The 19748-nt window shown below is 58.8% G+C and carries 20 protein-coding genes; 12 read left to right on the top strand and 8 right to left on the bottom strand.

What is annotated here, in order from left to right; translation table 11 throughout:
• Nucleotides 1-3: 3 nt before the first annotated feature.
• The 7 genes from EOK75_RS09680 to EOK75_RS09710 all read right to left on the bottom strand — a co-directional run bounded on the left by EOK75_RS09680 (nucleotide 4) and on the right by EOK75_RS09710 (nucleotide 6905).
• Complete coding sequence (locus tag EOK75_RS09680; RefSeq protein WP_240793956.1) at nucleotides 4-774, bottom strand: FadR/GntR family transcriptional regulator; 771 nt, start codon at nucleotides 772-774, stop codon at nucleotides 4-6.
• Nucleotides 771-2258, bottom strand: a complete 1488-nt coding sequence (locus tag EOK75_RS09685) for a M81 family metallopeptidase (RefSeq protein ID WP_137193774.1) — start codon at nucleotides 2256-2258, stop codon at nucleotides 771-773. Before EOK75_RS09685 ends, EOK75_RS09680 begins: the two co-directional genes overlap by 4 nt.
• 36 nt (nucleotides 2259-2294) lie before the next feature.
• On the bottom strand, nucleotides 2295-2999 hold the full coding sequence (locus EOK75_RS09690) for an ABC transporter ATP-binding protein (protein WP_137193775.1): 705 nt from the start codon (nucleotides 2997-2999) through the stop codon (nucleotides 2295-2297).
• The gene (locus EOK75_RS09695; RefSeq protein ID WP_137193776.1) at nucleotides 2996-3775 is read right to left on the bottom strand and encodes an ABC transporter ATP-binding protein; all 780 of its coding nucleotides are present in this window, start codon (nucleotides 3773-3775) and stop codon (nucleotides 2996-2998) included. The genes EOK75_RS09690 and EOK75_RS09695 overlap by 4 nt, the downstream gene beginning before the upstream one ends.
• A gap of 4 nt (nucleotides 3776-3779) precedes the next feature.
• The gene (locus EOK75_RS09700; protein WP_240793957.1) at nucleotides 3780-4775 is read right to left on the bottom strand and encodes a branched-chain amino acid ABC transporter permease; all 996 of its coding nucleotides are present in this window, start codon (nucleotides 4773-4775) and stop codon (nucleotides 3780-3782) included.
• Nucleotides 4776-4778: 3 nt separating this feature from the next.
• Nucleotides 4779-5633: a branched-chain amino acid ABC transporter permease gene (locus EOK75_RS09705; protein ID WP_137193778.1), complete on the bottom strand. Its 855-nt coding sequence runs from the start codon at nucleotides 5631-5633 to the stop codon at nucleotides 4779-4781.
• A 63-nt stretch (nucleotides 5634-5696) separates the two neighbouring features.
• Entirely contained in the window at nucleotides 5697-6905 is a 1209-nt protein-coding gene (locus tag EOK75_RS09710) for an ABC transporter substrate-binding protein (RefSeq protein WP_137193779.1), read from the bottom strand.
• A gap of 321 nt (nucleotides 6906-7226) precedes the next feature.
• Here EOK75_RS09710 and EOK75_RS09715 point away from each other — a divergent pair, with 321 nt between their 5' ends.
• The 8 genes from EOK75_RS09715 to EOK75_RS09750 all read left to right on the top strand — a co-directional run bounded on the left by EOK75_RS09715 (nucleotide 7227) and on the right by EOK75_RS09750 (nucleotide 15175).
• Complete coding sequence (locus EOK75_RS09715; RefSeq protein WP_137193780.1) at nucleotides 7227-8558, top strand: mechanosensitive ion channel family protein; 1332 nt, start codon at nucleotides 7227-7229, stop codon at nucleotides 8556-8558.
• Between the two features lie 270 nt (nucleotides 8559-8828).
• Nucleotides 8829-9215, top strand: a complete 387-nt coding sequence (gene rsfS, locus EOK75_RS09720) for a ribosome silencing factor (protein WP_137193781.1) — start codon at nucleotides 8829-8831, stop codon at nucleotides 9213-9215.
• A complete protein-coding gene (gene rlmH / locus EOK75_RS09725; protein WP_137193782.1) occupies nucleotides 9215-9685 on the top strand; it encodes a 23S rRNA (pseudouridine(1915)-N(3))-methyltransferase RlmH in 471 nt (156 codons plus the stop codon). The genes rsfS and rlmH overlap by 1 nt, the downstream gene beginning before the upstream one ends.
• Nucleotides 9686-9749: 64 nt before the next feature.
• Complete coding sequence (gene gpmI / locus EOK75_RS09730) at nucleotides 9750-11264, top strand: 2,3-bisphosphoglycerate-independent phosphoglycerate mutase (protein ID WP_137193783.1); 1515 nt, start codon at nucleotides 9750-9752, stop codon at nucleotides 11262-11264.
• Nucleotides 11261-12385, top strand: coding sequence for a murein hydrolase activator EnvC family protein (locus EOK75_RS09735; RefSeq protein ID WP_137193784.1), 1125 nt, complete (start codon nucleotides 11261-11263; stop codon nucleotides 12383-12385). Before gpmI ends, EOK75_RS09735 begins: the two co-directional genes overlap by 4 nt.
• Nucleotides 12386-12393: 8 nt before the next feature.
• A complete protein-coding gene (locus EOK75_RS09740; RefSeq protein ID WP_137193785.1) occupies nucleotides 12394-13731 on the top strand; it encodes a S41 family peptidase in 1338 nt (445 codons plus the stop codon).
• A gap of 46 nt (nucleotides 13732-13777) precedes the next feature.
• Nucleotides 13778-14257, top strand: a complete 480-nt coding sequence (locus EOK75_RS09745; protein WP_137193786.1) for an RNA pyrophosphohydrolase — start codon at nucleotides 13778-13780, stop codon at nucleotides 14255-14257.
• A gap of 108 nt (nucleotides 14258-14365) precedes the next feature.
• Nucleotides 14366-15175, top strand: a complete 810-nt coding sequence (locus EOK75_RS09750; protein WP_137193787.1) for a PRC-barrel domain-containing protein — start codon at nucleotides 14366-14368, stop codon at nucleotides 15173-15175.
• Between the two features lie 74 nt (nucleotides 15176-15249).
• On the opposite strand, the gene EOK75_RS09755 is transcribed toward EOK75_RS09750, so the two are convergent.
• Nucleotides 15250-16098, bottom strand: a complete 849-nt coding sequence (locus EOK75_RS09755; RefSeq protein ID WP_137193788.1) for a universal stress protein — start codon at nucleotides 16096-16098, stop codon at nucleotides 15250-15252.
• Between the two features lie 197 nt (nucleotides 16099-16295).
• Between EOK75_RS09755 and ccoN the strand changes: the two genes are divergently transcribed.
• Genes ccoN through ccoP form a run of 4 tightly spaced genes read left to right on the top strand, consistent with a single transcriptional unit; the run spans nucleotide 16296 to nucleotide 19723 of the window.
• Complete coding sequence (gene ccoN / locus EOK75_RS09760) at nucleotides 16296-17897, top strand: cytochrome-c oxidase, cbb3-type subunit I (RefSeq protein WP_137193789.1); 1602 nt, start codon at nucleotides 16296-16298, stop codon at nucleotides 17895-17897.
• 12 nt (nucleotides 17898-17909) lie between these two features.
• Nucleotides 17910-18635: a cytochrome-c oxidase, cbb3-type subunit II gene (gene ccoO / locus EOK75_RS09765; protein WP_137193790.1), complete on the top strand. Its 726-nt coding sequence runs from the start codon at nucleotides 17910-17912 to the stop codon at nucleotides 18633-18635.
• Nucleotides 18636-18647: 12 nt separating this feature from the next.
• Nucleotides 18648-18848, top strand: a complete 201-nt coding sequence (locus tag EOK75_RS09770; protein WP_137193791.1) for a cbb3-type cytochrome c oxidase subunit 3 — start codon at nucleotides 18648-18650, stop codon at nucleotides 18846-18848.
• On the top strand, nucleotides 18845-19723 hold the full coding sequence (ccoP, locus tag EOK75_RS09775) for a cytochrome-c oxidase, cbb3-type subunit III (protein ID WP_137193792.1): 879 nt from the start codon (nucleotides 18845-18847) through the stop codon (nucleotides 19721-19723). The genes EOK75_RS09770 and ccoP overlap by 4 nt, the downstream gene beginning before the upstream one ends.
• Nucleotides 19724-19748: the final 25 nt, after the last annotated feature.

Consider the following 19748-nt stretch of genomic DNA (forward strand, 5'->3'; position numbering starts at 1 on the left):
GGATCAGCGACGGCTTAGCAGGTCCGAGTAAAACGCTGCGTCCAGCTGTTGCATAGAGGTCTCGGCACAGCACATGTGTTCATCCATCGCCTTGGCGACGGCATCACGGTCACGGGCCTTGAAGGCGGCTAGGATCTCTTTGTGATAGGCGACATTGCGTGCACCAAAGGCTTCGTGCTCTTGCAGGCTGCCGGCGCGGTAATCCACCAGATCGCGGATAAGCCCGTTAAGGAACTGGCAAATGAAGACCAAAATCGGATTGTCGCTGGCCTCGGCAAGAATGTCGTGAAATTCGACCTCGGCTTGCCGCGCCAGCTCACGCTCTTGTTCGTTGTTGGCGTTTTCGCACAGGCGGATGTTGTCCTCCAGCGCGGTCAGATGCTCTGCGGTCAGTCGGTCCACCACATTCAGCGCCAGCGCCACTTCCATGGATCGGCGCAGCTCATAGACATGCTTGAAATCGAGCTTTTGGAAATGCAGGAATTGGCGCAATTGCCGCGATGCGATCTCGGCCGAGGTTTGCTGCACCTCGGGGCCGCCATTGGGGCCGGAATGCATGATCAGCAGCCCTTCCACCTCAAGCGCCTTAAGCGCCTCGCGCATGGTCCCGCGAGAGCAGCCGTAGTGGTCTTGTAGCGCCCGCTCATTCGGAAGTCGGTCCTTGGGGCCAAGGTTTTCCCGCACAATCCAGCGGCGCAGATCTTCGGCGATCTGGTCCGACAGTTTGACCCTGCGCATCTTGGGTGCAGAGGATGTGGGCAGTGTGCGGCTCACGCGGGCCACCCTGTGATACTGTCCAAGGGGTAGATCGGCCTTGTCAGCCGTTCAAAGGAAAACAGGCTGTAGTCAGAGCTGGTTATCCCGCCGCTGGCGCATTCGATCATTGCGCGAGACAGGGGCGAGAACACCGGGCGGCAGTACATCCGCGATTTCAGGATCAGGTAACGTGCCTTTAGCGGGTCGATCCCCGCCGAGGTGAATACCCCCAGATCCCACGGCTCATGCGGGCGCTCGGTGATCAGGATGGTCGCTTGCGGCGTTTGCAGCACCACGGCGCGCCCCATGTCACAGGTCTGTCCGGTATAGATCGGGCCGGTGACCACATAGCGTCCGTCGCTGCATCCCGTAACCTTGCCACGCAGGGGCAGGGGGGGCTGTGGCGCGATGAAGCCCTTGGCGATGGCCTTATTGCCAAGCGTCACATCTACTGTGGCGCCGGGGCCTGCTTGGGTCAGGGTTGCGACCAGTTCAGGGTCACATATCGGTCCTGCGATGATCCCGTCCATCCCCTCTGCCAGCGCGGCGGCCAGCACATCCATATTGTCACAACTGCCCCCCGACATGCAGTTATCGCCATGATCAAGCAACAGCACCGGGCCGGTTCCGGGTTGATCGGCGGCACTGCGCGCCTCTTGCAGGGATTGGGCCAAGGGCTGTTCGACATAGACGAAATCCTCGCGCCGGTCCCAAGCGCTGCGGGCCAGTTCATTTGCGAGACTGGTGGCCTTATCGGTGGCCGTGGCGACCGTCACGATCGACAGCCCCGCAACGGCAATATCGGACAGGCCAAAGCCGCCGAATACCGTGGCGGCCAGAACGCCGTTCTTGCCCTCGGCGGCGCGCGCCTGTGCAATCAGATCGGTCATCGCGCAGTCGACCTCGGTATTCATCTTCAACGTATGCGGCAGCATCGGCGGATGCGAAAGCGCCATGTGTGGGCGCAGCCCGTCGGACAGCATTGCCTCGATGATGCGGGTCACATGCGCGCCGGTGGCATACATATCGATATGGGGATAGGTCTTGAACCCGACGATGCAATCACAGTTTTCAACGATTTTCGCGCTGATATTGCCATGCAGATCCAGCGCCACGCCCAAAGGCACATCGGGGGCCAACGCGCGAATACGGGCAAGCAGCTCCCCCTCGCAATCCTCATGGCCCTGGCTGACCATCGCGCCGTGCAAGTCCAGCAAGATCACATCCACACCGCCCGCAACCGCGCGCAGCAATGGGGCGATCAGCGCCTCAAAGACATCATCGGGGCAGGGGCCGCTGGGGTTGGCAGTTGCCGCCAGCGGGGTGATCAGGTCGGCGTCGCGCTTGGTGGCATAATCGACAAAAGCCCCGAATGCGGTGTTTGATCCGGTGCCGAAAGTGCGCGCGTCCCCATCGTATTTCGGCTCAAACGACGCAAGGGGTGTGGGCACCGGTGAGAAGGTGTTGGTTTCATGGTTGAGCCGTGCCGCAAGAATACGCATCAGATGGCCTTTCATTTCGTGTTACAGCGACCGGTGTCAGGCATTGACGCCAAGATAGCGGTCGCGCACCGTGTGATCGGCGATGAATTCCGCCGCTGTGGCGTGATGCACCACCTTGCCAAGCTCGATAATATAGTGCCGGTCGGCCAGTTCGGCACAAACGGCAAGGTTCTGTTCGACCAGCAAGATAGAGACACCCGCGTCACGGACCTTTTTGATCTGGGCGACGATTTCCTCAACGATGATCGGGGCAAGCCCTTCGACCGGTTCGTCCAGCATCAAAACCTTTGGGCCGCCCAGCAAGGCCCGCGCAATCGCCAGCATCTGTTGCTCCCCGCCCGACAATTGCCCGCCGCTGTTCTTGCGCCGTTCCTCCAGCCGGGGAAAGATCTGGTAAATATCGGCAAGCGACCATTGCGCGCCCCGCCGCTGCGAGATGCGCAGGTTTTCCTCTACCGTCAGCAGCCCGAAGATGCCGCGATGTTCCGGCACCAGCGCCAGCCCGTTTTGTGCCGCGCGGTAGGCGGGCCAGCCGGTGGTCTCCTCTCCCGAAATCCAGACATGCCCGCGTTTGGGGGCCAACAGCCCGCTGATGCTCTTGAGCGTAGAGGTTTTGCCGGCGCCATTGCGCCCCAGAAGGGTGACGATCTCGCCCTCCTCTACCTTCAGGGAAACGCCCTGAATGATATGGCTTTTGCCGTAATAGCTGTGAATATCCTCGATGCGCAGCGCCTCGCTCATGCGATGTCTCCGGTTATCATATTGCCAAGATAGGCTTTTTTCACTTCGGGGTCGTCACGCACCATGGCGGGCGGCCCCTCGACCAGTTTGCGCCCAAGACGCAGCACGGTCACGGTGTCGCTGATGTTCATCACGATGCCCATGTTATGCTCGATGAACAGAACGGTATGATCGGTTGCCAGCCCTTGGATCAGGTCCTTCATCGTCTCGATATCGTCGATGCCCATCCCCGAGGTCGGCTCATCCATCAAGATCACGCGGGGGCGGGCGGCCATTGCCATGCCCACCTCCAGCCTGCGCTGCTGACCATGTGCCAATTCGCCGGCCGCGCGGTGCGCCACGCGGGTCAGCGACAGCCGCGTCAGCATCTCGTCCGCGGTGGCCATCGCATTACGGTTGCTTTCGGCACGACGCCACATCGCAAGGGCCTGCCAAGGTGTGCGGCCCTGTGCGGCCAGACGCAGGTTTTCATGCACGCTCAGGTCGGGAAACAAGCTGGTGACCTGAAACGACCGCGCAATGCCGCGCCTTACCCGTTCGTTATCCGACAGGTTGGTGATGTCGCGCCCGCCCAACGTGATCTTTCCGCTAGAGGGGCGCACGCGTCCGGTCAGCGCATGGAACAATGTGGTCTTGCCCGCGCCATTCGGGCCAATAATCGAATGCACACTGTTTTCGCGGATGTTGAGGTCGACATCGGCCAAGGCCACGAATTTATTATAGGTGACGCCCAGCCCGCTCGTGACAAGCGCATCTTTGGAAGTTGTTTGTGTCATGCTCTCACTCCCCCTTTGCCGGTGTGTCGGTGCCAAGGTTTGCCGGATCGACCTCTGGCGGGACGCGGCTGTGGGTCAGCAGGGCATAGACCTTCTCGACCAATCCCCACAGGCCTTTTTGCAAGAACAAGGCCACAACCACAAGCATCAGCCCCAAAAGCAACAGCCAGCGCGGCCAGATCGAAGACAGCGTATCTGCCATCAGCAGATAAAAGCTTGCCCCCAGAACGGACGCATAAAGCGAGGAGCTGCCGCCGATGATGGTCATCACCAGAATGATCTCGCTGGTGTGATATTCGATGGAGGACAAGGGCGCCACGCCGATCAGCATCGCATGAAGCGCGCCCGCAAAGGCCGTGACCGCGCCGGAAATTGCAAAGGCTGCGATCTTGAACACCCGCACCGGAAAGCCGATGGCGGCGGCGCGTTCTTCATTCTCGCGCACGGCGATTAAGGTCCGCCCGAAGGTGGATTGCGTCACCATCAGCATCGCCGCAAAGACCAGCACGAAACAGACCCCGACGTAAGCGTAATAGGACCACGGATCGACAAGTTGCACCCCGTTCAGCGTTGGGCGTGGCAGATCCAACAGCCCATTATCGCCGCCGGTCAGATCACTGAACGTATAGGCGAGAAAGTAGAACAGCTGCGAAAAGGCCAGCGTCAGCATCACGAAATAGACCCCCTGACGCCGGATAGAGAACCCGCCGACCAGCGTCGCGATTACCGTGCCAAGCACCGCCGCCATCGGCAGCATCAGCCCCACCGGCACCCCTGTCCGCGTCAGGACAATCCCCGCCAGATAGCTGCCCGCGCCGAAAAAGATCCCCTGCCCAAAGGACAAAAGCCCAGTATAGCCCAGCAACAGGTTGCTGGCGGCAACGACCATGCCATAGATCAAAATCTCGCTGGCCATAATGCCCGAGCGCAGAAAGAACGGCAGGGCAAGGACGGTCAGCACCACAAGGCCGAATTGGAAAAACGGTTTGTTGATCAACATCATTCAGACCCTTCCAAAAAGGCCGCGAGGCATTGTGATAATGACAAAAGCCATGGCGACATAGATCATCAACCGCGCGCCCTCGGGCCAGATCGTGGCCATCAAACTTTGGATCACGCCGACTAGCAAACCGGCCGCTAATGCGCCGACATAGCTGCCCATGCCGCCGATGACGACAACGACAAAAGCAACGCTTAGGGCCTCGACGCCCATGAAGGGTTCCACCCCGCGAATGGGGGCGGCCAGCGCGCCCGCAAGCCCTGCCAACCCCGCCCCAAAGGCAAAGACGGCAGTGTTGATGCGCAGCGTGTCATAACCCAGAAGGGCCATGGTCTCGGTCGATTCCGAGCCGGCCCGCACGATTGCGCCAAGCCGCGTCCGCTCCAGCGCCCAATAGAGCACGAAGGCCAGAACCGCCGTAAAGCAGATCGCGAAAATACGGTAATAGGGGTAGATGAAATCCCCGATGATCATCACACCGGCCAAGGATTTCGGCGTGGCCACGCTGCCGCCCAACGGGCCCCAGACCACGATAACAAACTCTTGGATGATCAGCGCAAGGCCGACGGTCACCAGAATGTGGAACGTATGGGGCAGCTTGTAGATCCGCCGCAACAGTGACGCCTCGGTCAACCCCGCGACCAAAGCCACGATGATCGCCGCTGCAGGCATCGCCACCCAAAAGCTGACATCACGTTCGACCAAATCATAGGTCAAATAGGCGCCCAGCAGATAGAACGCACCATGTGCGAAGTTAACAAATTGCAGCAAGCCGAAGATAATGCTCAGCCCGACGGCAAGCAGAAAATACAACATGCCAAGTCCGATGCCGTTAAGCACCTGAAAAAGGTAGATCACCGATTGCTCTCCTATGACGGGATAAGGGTCGGGCGCCGCAATTGCGCGGCACCCGAAGGGGCATCAGCCCAATTTGCAGCCTGAATCGGCCGGTGAGAGGAAGGACTGCCCGGCGCTGACCACCTCGGCATAATCGTCTTCGTCTTGCATATCGGCCTTGGCTTTGCCCTTGAGCAGGTAATAATCCTTCATCACCTGATGATCCTCGGCGCGGATTGTCTCAGGGCCGGTCAGGCCGTCATAGGCCATCCCGCTAAGGGCTGCGGCCACGGCGGGGCCGTCAGTGGTGCCTGCCTTGGCCGCCGCATCCAGCAGCAATTTGGTACAGATATAGGAACCCGCCAGCGAGTAGTTCGGGTTGGCGCCATATTTTTCCCGCACCTTGGCCCGCAGCGCATTGTTCAGCGGCGCATCGACGCTGTGCCAATATTGCGCGCCGAAATAAACGCCCTCGCAAACATCCGCGCCCAGACCTTCGAACTGCTCCAGACCCGAGGCCCAAGCGATCACGATGGTCATGCGTTCCTTCAGGCCAAAGCTGATCGCCTGCCGCAAGGTATCCGAAGATTGCGAGCCGAAGTTGAGCAGCAGCAAAACATCGGGCTTGGCGGCAATAGCATTGGTGATATAGCCGCTGAACTCTTTCTCGACCAGCGAGTGATAGCTGTTACCGACATGCTCCAACCCTTTTTCCGCGAGTAGGTTGGTTGTCGCGCTCAACAACCCCTCACCAAAGACATATTGCGGGGTGATGGTGTACCAGCGCTTGGCGTCGGGAATGGCGTCGATGATCGGGCGCAGGGTTTGCTCAATCGCGCCAAAGGTTGGCACGCTCCACCGGAAGGTGGCGGAATTACAATCGCTGCCGGTGATCTCATCCGCGCCCGCAGTGGTCATAAAGACGCCGCCGCCACGCTCGATTTCCTTGCCCATCGCAAGGGATTCCGAGGACAGGATACCGCCGGCAAAAAGTTTGACCCCGTCTTGCGCGATCCCGTCCTGGACGCGGCGCACGGCGGTTGCGGGCTTGCCTTCGGTGTCCATATCCAAGGTCGAGATGTCGATGCCCAGATTTTCGGCGGCCTCTTCGGCGGCGATGATCGCGCCCATGCTGGCGAATTTTCCGTTGGCGGCAAAGGCCCCCGAGATCGGAACCGGAATGCCGACGGTCATAGCACCGGTGGCTGCCGATGCGCGCCCGATGATGCCCGGAAGCGCCGTGGTTGCGCCCAATGCGGCAGTATACCTTAGAAAATTGCGTCTGCTGGTCATATGTCACCCTGTTGTTTTATTGGTTGATAGTCTTTTTTATCGTTGTCGAACCGCGGCCCTTAAGAGCCGTATTATTATAACCATCATCATAAATACGATTCTGTCCAGAAGTTTTCGACCACCTGCGCGGGGGGCACTACGCGGGACATGCTGCCCGACAGTAAAGAAAGCTAACGCTGCGTCAATTTCCAGCGCGACTGCTGCCCCCCACAGGGTGGGACGCCGGCCCATGCGTTTGCCGTTGAAATAGGATATGCAAGGCCCCCAAGCCCCGCTAAGCTTGCTTTCCCGCCAGACCTGTAAGGAGCGCGTAAAACGCCTATGGACCCGCTTAACCAAGAGATCGTGAATGCGACCCAAGGCCTGCTGGTCCAAGCAGAGGCATTTATACGGTCTTTGTTGTTGCCAAGACGGCTTTATCAGGTTGCGGGCATTATCGCGATTTTGCTGTTTGCCAGGCTGTTGCGCGTGCCATTGTCACGGCGTCTATCGGCGAGGGCGCGCGCGCATGAGGGTTTACAGAAATGGCAGTTGCGCTTGGTGGTCACGCTGGACCGGAACCTGACGCTGTTGATCTTTACGGTGCTTAACTGGCTGGCGTTCTGGGGGTTGAGCCAGGTCACATGGCCGTCGCGCATCCAGTTGCTGGAGGTGGCGGGCACCATCGGCGTCATGCTGCTGTTCGTGAATTTTGCGGCTAAGCTGATCGGCAACCGGTTCTTGTCACGTGTGGTGACTTGGGGTGCCGGATTTTGGGTGGTCGCGGTGATCCTTGGTTTTGATGCCGAGGTGCTTTCCTTCCTCGACAGCCTTGCCATCAGCTTTGGCGATTTCCGGCTGACGGCGCTGACGGTGATAAAGGCGCTGATTGTGACGGGCCTTTTGGTGGCGGGCGCACGGATGTTGACGCGCGGTGCCACGGGACGGATCAAGGGCAATGCCGATATCAGCCCCTCAATGCAGGTTCTGGCGATCAAGGCGACACAGCTTTTCTTGTTTGGGGGCGCGTTTTACATCGGGCTGAAGGCGGTGGGCTTTGACCTGACGGGGCTTGCGGTCCTGTCCGGTGCGATTGGTGTTGGCCTTGGGTTCGGGTTGCAAAAGGTGGTGTCAAACCTTGTGTCTGGCATCATCATCCTGCTGGATAAGTCGATCAAACCCGGCGATGTCATCAGCCTTGGCACCACCTTCGGCTGGATCGAGGCGCTGGGCGCGCGCTATGTGTCGGTGGTTACGCGGGACGGTAAGGAATACCTGATCCCGAATGAGGATCTTATCACGGGCCAAGTGGTGAACTGGTCGCATAGCAACCGGTTCGTACGGCTCGATCTGTTCTTTGGCACGGCTTATGATGATGACCCCCATCTTGTGCGCAAACTGGCAATAGAGGCGGCGCTGGGCGTGGATAGGGTGCTGGGTGACCGCTTGCCGGTGTGCCATATCGTCGGTTTTGGCGATAGCTCGGTTGATTTCATTTTGCGGTTCTGGATTGCGGACCCGACAGCGGGGCTGACGAATATTCGTGGCAACGTCTATCTGGCGCTTTGGGATACGTTCAAGACCAACGGCATTTCCATCCCTTTCCCGCAGCGCGAGGTAAAGGTTCTGGAAGGTTCTAAGCTGACAACACGCGCGCGCCGCAGTCATCGATGACTTGGGGTGATTCGCGGTCCATTGGCGCAATCGGGCGTGTTTTTGTGATTTAGCCCCGTCGCAACGCGCCAAACCGCCACTGTTCCCTTGCACAGACCGGCTGCCTGTGATTGAGATTTGCGCCGCAGGGTGATATTCTGCATGTACCGCCCTGCGTCGGGGGCGTGTTGGCATCAAGCCTTATGTCCGGCGCGTGAAATTCTGGAGGACAATGTCCTGTCTCATTCTGATCCTGCGACCGGGCTTCCGGTCGGACCAAGGGCCGCGCGTATGACAACTGCGGCCAATACTGAAAACCATCCTACCCCTGAAAAGCTTTTGGCCACTGTCTTGGCCTCTGTCGAAGATGACAAAGCCGAGGAGGTCGTACAGATCGATCTGCGCGGTCGGTCCGATATGGCTGACTATATGGTCATCTGCTCCGGCCGGTCCTCGCGTCAGGTTGCCTCGATTTCCGAGCGTCTGGCCGACCGGATCAAGCAAGATTACGGCATCTTGTGCAAGATGGAAGGCAAGGAAACCGGCGATTGGGTTCTGGTCGATACGGGCGATGTTATCGTTCATATTTTCCGCCCCGAAGTGCGGGAATTCTATGACCTTGAGAAAATGTGGCAACCGGGTGGCCATATGGGCATAGGTGTGCGCGAGGAAGACTGATGCGGGTGCATCTTTGTGCCGTGGGCCGGCTGCGTGCCGGGCCAGAGCGCGAATTGATCGACGACTATGTGACGCGATTCAACCGGACGGGCCGGGCCTTGGGGCTTGGCCCTTTTGCGCTGACCGAGGTCGAAGACCGCAAAGGTGGCGGGATGGAGGCTGAGGCTGCGTTGCTGTCGCGCGCCGTGCCTGCCGGTGCGCTGACGGTCGTGATGGATGAACGTGGGCGTCAGCTGACCAGCCCCGAATTTGCCGACCAGCTTGCGAAATGGCGCGATGCAGGGCGGCAGGATGTGGCCTTTTGTATTGGCGGTGCCGATGGTCTTGCGCCTGCTTTTCGCGATTCCGCCGATTTTGCGCTGTCGTTTGGCGCGATGGTCTGGCCGCATATGTTGGTGCGGGTGATGTTAGCGGAACAATTGTACCGCGCGGCATCAATTCTGGCGGGAAGCCCCTATCACCGTGAGTGAGGCGGTTGCCCTATGCGTAGGCTGGGCGTAAAACCTGCGTAACATCAGCGAAAAGGGCACTAAAATGACCGTGAAACCCGTAGTTCTGTGCATTCTTGATGGCTGGGGGTTGAATGATGACCGCAGCGCAAACGCGCCGGTTCTTGCCGATACGCCGAATTTTGACCGTTTGATGGCAAACTGCCCCCATGCGACGCTGATCACCCATGGTCCCGATGTTGGCTTGCCACGCGGGCAGATGGGCAACTCCGAGGTGGGCCATACCAATATCGGCGCGGGCCGCGTGGTGGCGATGGACCTTGGCGCGATTGATCTGGCGATTGAGGAGGGCAGTTTTGGCCAAAACCCCCAGCTTCTGGATTTTATCGCACGGTTGAAGGCCTCGGGCGGGGTGGCGCATCTGATGGGCGTGATCTCGGATGGCGGGGTGCACGGGCATGTCGCCCATGTGATCGCGGCGGCGCGGACGGTTGCAAATGCGGGCGTTCCCGTGGTGATCCATGCAATTACCGATGGACGCGATGTGGCGCCCAGCTCAGCCCCCGAGCATATGGCGCGGCTGATGGACGGTTTGCCCGAAGGCGCGCGCGTTGGCACCGTGATCGGGCGCTATTGGGCGATGGACCGCGACAATCGTTGGGAACGTGTGGGACGTGCTTTTGATGCGATGGTTGCAGGGCAGGGGGAAAACGCATCCGATGCCCAAGCCGCGATTGCCGCCGCCCATGCGCGCGGCGAAACGGATGAGTTTATCGCCCCTACGGTGCTTGCCGGATATGCGGGCGCCAAGTCAGGGGACGGGTTTTACTGCCTCAACTTCCGCGCCGACCGCGCGCGCGAAATTCTGGCCGCTCTTGGCGATCCGGCATTTGACGGGTTTGATGCCACCGCGCGCCCCGAATGGGCGGCGATGCTGGGGATGGTAGATTACTCGGTCAACCATAACGCCTATATGACGACGGCCTATCCCAAACCGGTCTTGCAAAACACGCTGGGTGAATGGGTGGCCAAACAGGGCCGCACGCAATTTCGTTTGGCGGAAACGGAAAAATACCCGCATGTGACGTTTTTCCTGAATGGTGGTTCCGAGGCGGTGAATGTTGGCGAGGATCGCGCCATGCCGAAATCGCCAAAGGTCGCCACCTATGATTTGCAACCCGAGATGTCAGAACCCGAGGTGGCGGCCGAATTGGTGCAGGCGATCGAGCATGGCTATGACTTGATCGTGGTGAATTTTGCCAACCCCGATATGGTCGGCCATACCGGCGATCTGGCAGCGGCGATGAAGGCCTGCGAGGCGGTGGATAGCGGTCTTGGGTTGGCGATTGCGGCACTGGAAAAGGCGGGCGGCGCGATGATTATCACTGCCGATCACGGCAATTGCGAAACGATGGTGGACCCCGTGACCGGCGGGCCGCATACGGCACATACGACCAATCTTGTGCCGGTGATCCTTTATGGCGGACCAAAGGGCGCAGAGCTGCGCGATGGCCGTTTGGCCGATCTTGCGCCAAGCATCTTGCAGCTGATGGGCTTGCCGCAACCCGAGGAAATGACGGGGACAAGCCTGATCCAATGATCCGCGCTGCCGCCTTTGCTGCCGCCATGGTCTTTGCCGGGGCCGCCCCTGCGCAAACCGTGGGGGAGCAGGCGGCCAAGGCCTCTGCCGCGCTGGCAGAGGCTGTTACCGCGATGGAAGAAGCGCAAACCAAACGCGACCGTGTGTCGGCCCTGACCGATACTATTCAGGCCTATGAGCAGGGGTTGGGCGCGCTGCGCGAGGGATTGCGCCAAGCCAAGGTGCGCGAGGCCTCTTTGTTGATCCAGTTTGATGCTGAACGGAACCGCGTGGGCCAACTGCTTGGCGTGCTTGGGCAGTTGGAGGCAACACCGGGGCCCTTGTTGCTGTTGCATCCCTCGGGGCCTTTGGGCACGGCCCGATCAGGGATGATCCTCGCCGAGGTGACGCCCGCGTTGCAAGCCGAGGTGGCACAGTTGCAGGCCGAGGTGACCGAGCTGCGGGACTTGCGGGCCTTGCAGATCGCGGCGGGAACGGTGCTTGAAAACGGGCTGTCGGTGGCGCAAACCGCGCGCAGCACGCTGTCACAGGCGATCTCGGAACGCACAGCCCTTCCACGCCGCTTTACCGAAGACCCTGATGCCCTGCGCAGCCTGTTGGAGAGCGCCGACACTTTGGGCGCTTTTGTGGACGGGTTGGATCTTGATCTTGCCGGCAGCGATGCCCTGCGCAGCTTTGCTTCGGCCAAGGGCAATCTGGTGCTGCCGACGCTCGGCAGCCTGTTGCGCGGCGCGAATGAGGCCGATGCAAGTGGCACGCGCCGCCCCGGTATTACCCTTTCCACACGCTCGCAGGCCTTAGTGACGGCGCCTTGGGCGGGTACCATCCGCTACCTTGGGCCGCTGCTTGACTACGGAAACGTGATCATCCTTGAACCCGGTGGCGGCTATCTTTTGGTGTTGGCAGGGCTAGAAACAGTTTACGGAGAGGTTGGCGAAGTGGTGGGCATTGGCGCACCCTTGGGCTTGATGGGCGGTAGCACCATGGAAAATAGTACAGAGTTTTTGGCCAGCGCATCTGATGTGGGTGGTATACGCGAGACAGAAACGCTTTATATTGAGATCAGACAAGGCACCGAACCGGTCAACCCGGCCCCATGGTTCGCCGCAACAAAGGATTGACACGGGCAATGAAGAAATTCGCTATGGCCGCTTTGGGCGGCACTGTTGCAGGTATTTTGCTGACAACACAGATTGCAGGCCCCTTGCTGGCGCAAGAGGTCAAGAAAAACACAAGCGTATATGAGCAGCTTGACCTGTTTGGCGACATCTTTGAACGCATTCGCGGCCAATATGTCGAGGAGACAGACACCAATGACCTGATCGAGGCGGCGATCAACGGAATGCTGACCTCGCTTGATCCGCATTCCAGCTACCTTGCGCCCAAGGATTTTGATGACATGCGCGTGCAGACGCGTGGCGAATTTGGCGGGCTGGGCATTGAGGTCACGCAAGAAGAGGGCTTTGTCAAAGTCGTCTCGCCTATGGATGACACACCTGCGGATGCCGCCGGGATCGAGGCCGGTGATTTCATCACCCATGTCGACGGTGAGTCGGTGCTGGGGCTGACGTTGGATGCGGCGGTTGACCTGATGCGCGGGCCGGTTGGTTCCGAGATCATCATCACCGTGGTGCGCGAAGGTTCAGCCGAACCGTTCGACGTGTCGATCATCCGTGACACCATTAAACTGACCGCTGTGCGCACCCGCACTGTCGGCAGCACCATCGTGGTGCGGATGACCACTTTTAATGACCAAACCTATCCGGGGCTGGAATCGGGGCTGAAAGAATCCTCCGAAGAGCTAGGCGGCTGGGACAACGTAACCGGTGTTGTGCTTGATTTGCGCAACAATCCGGGTGGCCTGCTGAACCAAGCGATCCAGGTGTCGGACGGCTTCCTTGAAAAAGGTGAGATCGTTTCCACCCGTGGCCGTGAGGCCGGTGACGGCGAACGTTTCAACGCTGTGCCCGGCGATCTGACGGGGGGTAAGCCCTTGGTTGTGTTGATTAATGGCGGCTCTGCCTCGGCATCTGAAATTGTTGCGGGGGCGTTGCAGGATCACCGCCGCGCGATTGTTGTGGGGACCAAAAGCTTTGGCAAAGGGTCGGTGCAAACCATTATCCCATTGCGGGGCGAGGGCGCGATGCGCCTGACGACGGCGCGTTATTACACGCCATCGGGACGCTCCATTCAGGCGCTTGGTGTGGCACCTGATATTATCGTGAAACAACCCCCGCGCAAACCGCTGGAGGAAGAAGCAGAGCCGCTTTCCGCCGTTCAGGCCCGTACCGAAGCCTCGCTTCGTGGCGCTTTGGACAATGATTCCATGACGGAAGATGAGCGTAAGCAGCTGGAAGAGGATCGTGCCCGCGAAGAAGAGGCCGCGAAGCTGCGTGAGGAAGATTACCAGCTGGCCTATGCGGTGGATATCTTGAAGGGTATTAGCGCCCTGTCCGTGCAACCCTGATTTCAGTACCAAGGGGGCATTTTGCCCCCTTACCAAAGGCTATGATATGACAGATGCATCCCTTCTTCCTTATCGCCCTTGTGTGGGGGTGATGCTGATCAACGCCGAGGGGTTGATCTTTGCGGGCCAGCGGCTGGATTCCGAAATTGCCGCGTGGCAGATGCCACAAGGCGGAATTGATGATGGCGAAAAGCCCCGTGTCGCGGCCTTGCGGGAGCTGTGGGAAGAAACCGGTGTGACAGCCGATCTGGTGGAGAAAATCGCCAAGACCGAAGATTGGGTGACCTATGACCTGCCACCGGAATTGCTGGGCAAGGTCTGGGGCGGCAAATTTCGCGGCCAGCGGCAGAAGTGGTTCTTGTACCGTTTTACCGGCCGTGACGATCAAATCAACATCGCGACCGAACACCCCGAGTTTTCAAAGTGGCGCTGGATTGGTGTCGATGAGATGATTGCCTCTATCGTGCCGTTCAAGCGCGCGGTCTATACGCAGGTTGCCGAGGCCTTTCGCCCGCATCTTGGGTAAGGGTCGGTTGAAACTTTTATAATTTCGCGGAACCAAAGCGGCCGTCCGATTGTTGTGTTTGCAGAGCGTGGAAATTGCGCTGAGTGAAACAACGAACGGAGAACTGCAATGAAAAATCTTATGATTTCAACCGCTTTGGTGGCTTTCTCAACTGTGGCTGCACAAGCGCAAACTACAGATATGTTCCGGACCGGGGCTGTCGTTGGTGAAGTCTACGCATCGGAATTTATCGGTGAACGTGTCTATGCCTCCGAGGCTGACGTTGAGGGCAACATGGCCAATGGCGTGCAGGATGGCTGGGATGATATTGGCGAGATCAACGATGTGATCCTGTCCCGCGACGGCAAGGTTGAGGCTGTCTTGGTTGATATCGGCGGCTTCCTTGGAATGGGCGAGCGTCAGGTCGCGGTGAACATGAGCGCGCTGAAGTTTGTATCGGATGATGCGACTGGCGAGGACCCGGATGACTACTTTCTGGTGATGACGGCAGCGGATGCAAATATTCAGGAAGCCCCGGAATATGACCGCATGTCGCAGACAATGACCCCGCATGACCAAACCACGGGGACGGCTATGGCACCGGCTGAAACGGGTATGACCGGCGCCGATCCCTTTGCGCGGGATGGCTATATGACAGCCGAGCCTGAAATTTTGACCGCCGAGCGGCTGACCGGTGCGCGTGTCTATGATGCGAATGATGACGACGTGGGCGAAATTAGCGAGTTGGTGCTAAACGCTGACGGTCAGGTGAATGCTGCTGTAATTGATGTCGGTGGTTTTCTGGGGATGGGCGAAAAGCCGGTCTCGATGGATCTGGCCGAGCTGACAATTCTGCGGGCTGACGAGGGTGATGACATCCGCGTCTATGTCTCGCAAACCAAAGAGCAGCTGGAAGCGATGCCCGATTACGCTGAATGATCGCGTAAAGCTGATAGTGTTGGCCCGCGCCCCGTAATGGGACGCGGGCCAATTTCGTTAGTGGGCTATAAAGGCTAGTGGGCCATAAAGACGGGCACTTCAGCTGTTTCCAGCATGTTGCGCGTTGCCCCGCCCAAGATCGCCTCGCGGAAGCGAGAGTGACCATAAGCCCCCATCACCATCATGTCGGCGTTCATATCATTCACATGCCGCGCCAAAACATCCGAGACGCGTGGCATCGTGCGGGCGAGAACCGAAACCTCGGCCTTTACACCGTGGCGCACCAGCATCTGGCAAAGCGCCCCGCCGGGGTCGGACCGTTCGGCACCATGCTTTGGCGGATCGACAATGGTGATCCAGACGGTGTCGGCCTTTTTCAAGAAGGGCAGCGCGCGGCGAATGGCAATTAGCCCCTCGCGGCTTTGGTTCCATGCAACAACGATGCGCTTGCCGATATTGCTGGCATCAAGTGGCACATCAGGGACCACCAGAACGGGGGCCTGCCCCTCGAACATTGCTGATTCGATGATGGCCGCTTCTTCATCGCCGCGGTCCTCGCCGTAGGGTTTGCCAAGTACCACCAGATCGGCAAAGCGTGCCCGAAGCGCGACCAGATCGGCCAGACCGCCGACCATTGCCACGGCACCTTCTGACGACCAACGCAATGTCGGGCTGGCAGAACCGGCGGCGGTACGCACCGCATCTTCGATTACTTTTACGTCGTTTGTCGCGTTATCGATCGCCGCCTGCATGACAATTGCACCGGCGCCCACATAGGAATAGCCGATCTGTGTGCGGTCAACGCCCAAAGCCAGAACGTCCAGATGCGCGTCTTGGGCAACGGCGAGGGACGCGGCGGTTGCAAATGTTTGCGGCGCGCGCGAAGGATCGGCACAAATAGTGAGTAGGGATTTGTAAGCCATGATAGAAATCTCCTGCTGTGACATCACACCACCTTAACGAAGATAATTGTCTAGTGCATTGATACGGGTCAAGCGATTACAATGAACTCATTGACATGGATCAAGGCGGTAGCGCGCTTGGCATCTAGAAGGCAAAGTGTGAACGAATACCCGGTTGGGCATTGCACCCAAACTGGGAGAGGACGAAGGGACGCAAAATGTGGGATTATATTAAATTGATTGCGCTTGGCGTAATCGCGGTACTTGCCGCGATTGCTGCCAACTACGCGCGCGATCCGGCCTATATGGTCAATGCGCTAACAATCATGTTGGCTGCGGGGGCTGTATTTCTGTGGACCTTGCGCCACGCCGATGAGCCGAAAGCGGCAGCACCGCAAAATGAATATTTTGACGGGGTCGTGCGTGCAGGCGTGATCGCGACCGCCGTTTGGGGTGTGGTCGGGTTCTTGGTGGGGGTGATTATCGCCTTCCAATTGGCCTTTCCGGTACTCAACTTTGAATGGGCGCAGGGCTACGCCAACTTTGGTCGTTTGCGGCCTTTGCATACCTCGGCTGTTATCTTTGCCTTTGGCGGCAACGCGTTGATCGCAACGTCGTTTTATGTGGTGCAACGTACAAGTGCGGCCCGTCTTTGGGGCGGCAACCTTGGTTGGTTCGTCTTTTGGGGTTATCAGCTGTTTATCGTTCTGGCGGCAACCGGTTACTTGCTTGGTGCAACCCAGTCCAAAGAATATGCAGAGCCTGAGTGGCTGACCGACTGGTGGTTGACCGTTGTCTGGCTTGCCTATCTGGCTGCGTTCCTTGGCACGCTTATCAAGCGCAAAGAGCCGCATATCTACGTCGCCAACTGGTTCTATCTTGCGTTCATCATCACTGTGGCGATGCTGCATGTGTTCAACAACCTGAGCATCCCTGTGTCCATGTTCGGGTCCAAATCCGTGCAGGTCTTTTCCGGCGTGCAGGATGCGATGGTGCAATGGTGGTATGGCCATAATGCCGTGGGCTTCTTCCTGACGGCGGGCTTCCTTGGCATGATGTATTACTTTGTGCCAAAGCAGGCCGAACGTCCCGTGTTCAGCTATAAGCTGTCGATCATCCACTTCTGGGCGCTGATCTTCCTTTATATCTGGGCCGGTCCGCACCACTTGCACTATACGGCGCTGCCTGACTGGGCTTCGACCCTTGGGATGGTCTTTTCGATCATGCTCTGGATGCCAAGCTGGGGTGGGATGATCAACGGTCTGATGACGCTTTCGGGCGCATGGGACAAGCTGCGCACCGATCCGATCATCCGGATGATGGTGGTCAGCATCGGCTTTTACGGCATGTCGACCTTTGAAGGTCCGATGATGTCGATCAAGGCGGTGAACTCTTTGTCCCACTACACCGACTGGACCATTGGTCACGTCCACTCCGGTGCGCTTGGCTGGAATGGTATGATCACCTTTGGCGCGCTGTACTATCTGACGCCAAAACTGTGGAACCGCGAAGGGCTTTATAGCCTGAAGCTCGTTAGCTGGCATTTCTGGCTCGCTACGATCGGGATCGTTCTTTACGCATCCTCGATGTGGGTGACGGGCATCATGGAAGGCCTTATGTGGCGCGAAGTGGATGCGAACGGCTTCCTTGTGAACGCATTTGCCGACACTGTTGTTGCGAAGTTCCCGATGCTTGTGGTGCGTGGATTGGGTGGGGTTATGTTCCTGACCGGTGCGCTTATCATGTGCTATAACCTGTGGATGACCGTGAAAGCGCAGCCCGAACGGGCGAGCGACAACGCGTTCGTTCCTGCTGAATAACCGGAGGGAACAATGGCTTTTCTTGACAAACACAAGGTCATCGAGACCAACGCGACCTTGCTACTGGTTCTGTCCTTTCTGGTGGTAAGTATTGGCGGCTTGGTGCAAATCGTACCGCTGTTCTATCTTGAGAACACAATCGAAAAGGTGGAAGGGGTCCGCCCCTACACCCCGCTGGAGCTGGCGGGGCGTGATATCTATGTCCGCGAGGGCTGCTATAACTGCCACAGCCAGATGATCCGCCCCATGCGCGACGAGGTGGAGCGTTACGGCCACTACTCGCTTGCTGCGGAATCGATGTATGACCACCCGTTCCAATGGGGCTCCAAGCGGACGGGTCCCGATCTTGCCCGTGTGGGGGAGCGTTATTCCGACGCTTGGCATGTGGATCACCTGACCGATCCGCAATCGGTGGTGCCCGAATCGATCATGCCGAAATACGGTTTCTTGTCGCGCAAGGTGATCGACGGCGAATATATCGGCGATACGATGAAGGTGCACCGTTTTGTGGGCGTGCCCTATACCGACGATATGATGGAAAACGCAGTTGCGGATTTCCAGGCACAGGCCGATCCGGATTCCGATTATGACGGGCTGGTGGAACGCTATGGCAAGGCGACTGTGCGCAACTTTGATGGCTCACCCGCACTGACCGAGATGGATGCGTTGGTGGGTTATTTGCAAGTGTTGGGGACGATGGTCGACTTCTCGACCTTCCAACCCGACGCAAGCCGCTAAGGGGGGCCGATTATGGATACCTATAGCATATTGCGCGAATTCGCCGACAGCTGGATGCTGCTTCTTCTGACTTTGGTGTTTACCGGCGTGATCTTTTGGGCCTTCCGGCCCGGTAGCCGCGCGATCCACAAGGACGTTGCTGCATCCATCTTTCGCAACGATGACAAACCCGCCATCGACACGGCGGACCGACCCAATGAGGCGCGGAAATGAGCAAAAAATCCATACGTCACCAAGAGGGCGATCCGGAAACCACTGGCCACAGCTGGGACGGGATCGAAGAGTTTGACAACCCGATGCCACGCTGGTGGTTGTGGACCTTCTACGTCTGCATCTTTTGGGCGATTTTGTATTCGATCGCCTATCCGGCATGGCCAATGATCAGCCGCGCGACACCGGGCTTGCTTGGTGCCTCAACGCGGGCGGATGTCGCTGCGGAAATTCAAGAGTTTTCGGACCGTCTGGCCCCGATCCGCGCCAAGTTGGAAGCCACCGAGCTGACCGAGATTTCTGCTGATCCGGAACTGGTGGGCTATGCCAATAATGCCGGTGCGGCCGTGTTCCGTACTTGGTGCGCGCAGTGCCACGGTTCGGGGGCGGCGGGGGTTCAGGCTTCTGGCTATCCGAACTTGCTGGATGATGACTGGCTGTGGGGTGGCGATATTGAGGCGATCCACACCACGATCACCCATGGTATCCGCAACACCACTGACGATGACGCCCGTCTTTCCGACATGCCGCGTTTCGGTGCGGATGAACTGTTGGAGAAACCAGAGATCGCGCAGGTTGTGCAGCATGTTCTGGCCATTTCGGGGCAAGAGCATGACGCGGAACTGGCCTCGGCCGGTGCCGTGGTGTTCGAAGACAACTGTGCCGCCTGCCACATGGAAGACGGCACCGGCAATCGCGACTTGGGCGCGCCGAACCTGACGGATGCGATCTGGCTTTATGGTGGCGACGTCGCGGCGCTGACCGATTCGGTCTTTTACGCCCGTGGCGGTGTGATGCCAAACTGGGCGCCACGCCTGTCCGAGGCGGATATCCGGTCTGTCTCGATCTATGTCCACGGCTTGGGCGGCGGCGAGTAAGCCTTCGTGTTTGGAAATCAGGGCC

This window comes from Pseudorhodobacter turbinis (assembly GCF_005234135.1).
GTDB classification, from domain to species: Bacteria; Pseudomonadota; Alphaproteobacteria; order Rhodobacterales; family Rhodobacteraceae; genus Pseudorhodobacter; species Pseudorhodobacter turbinis.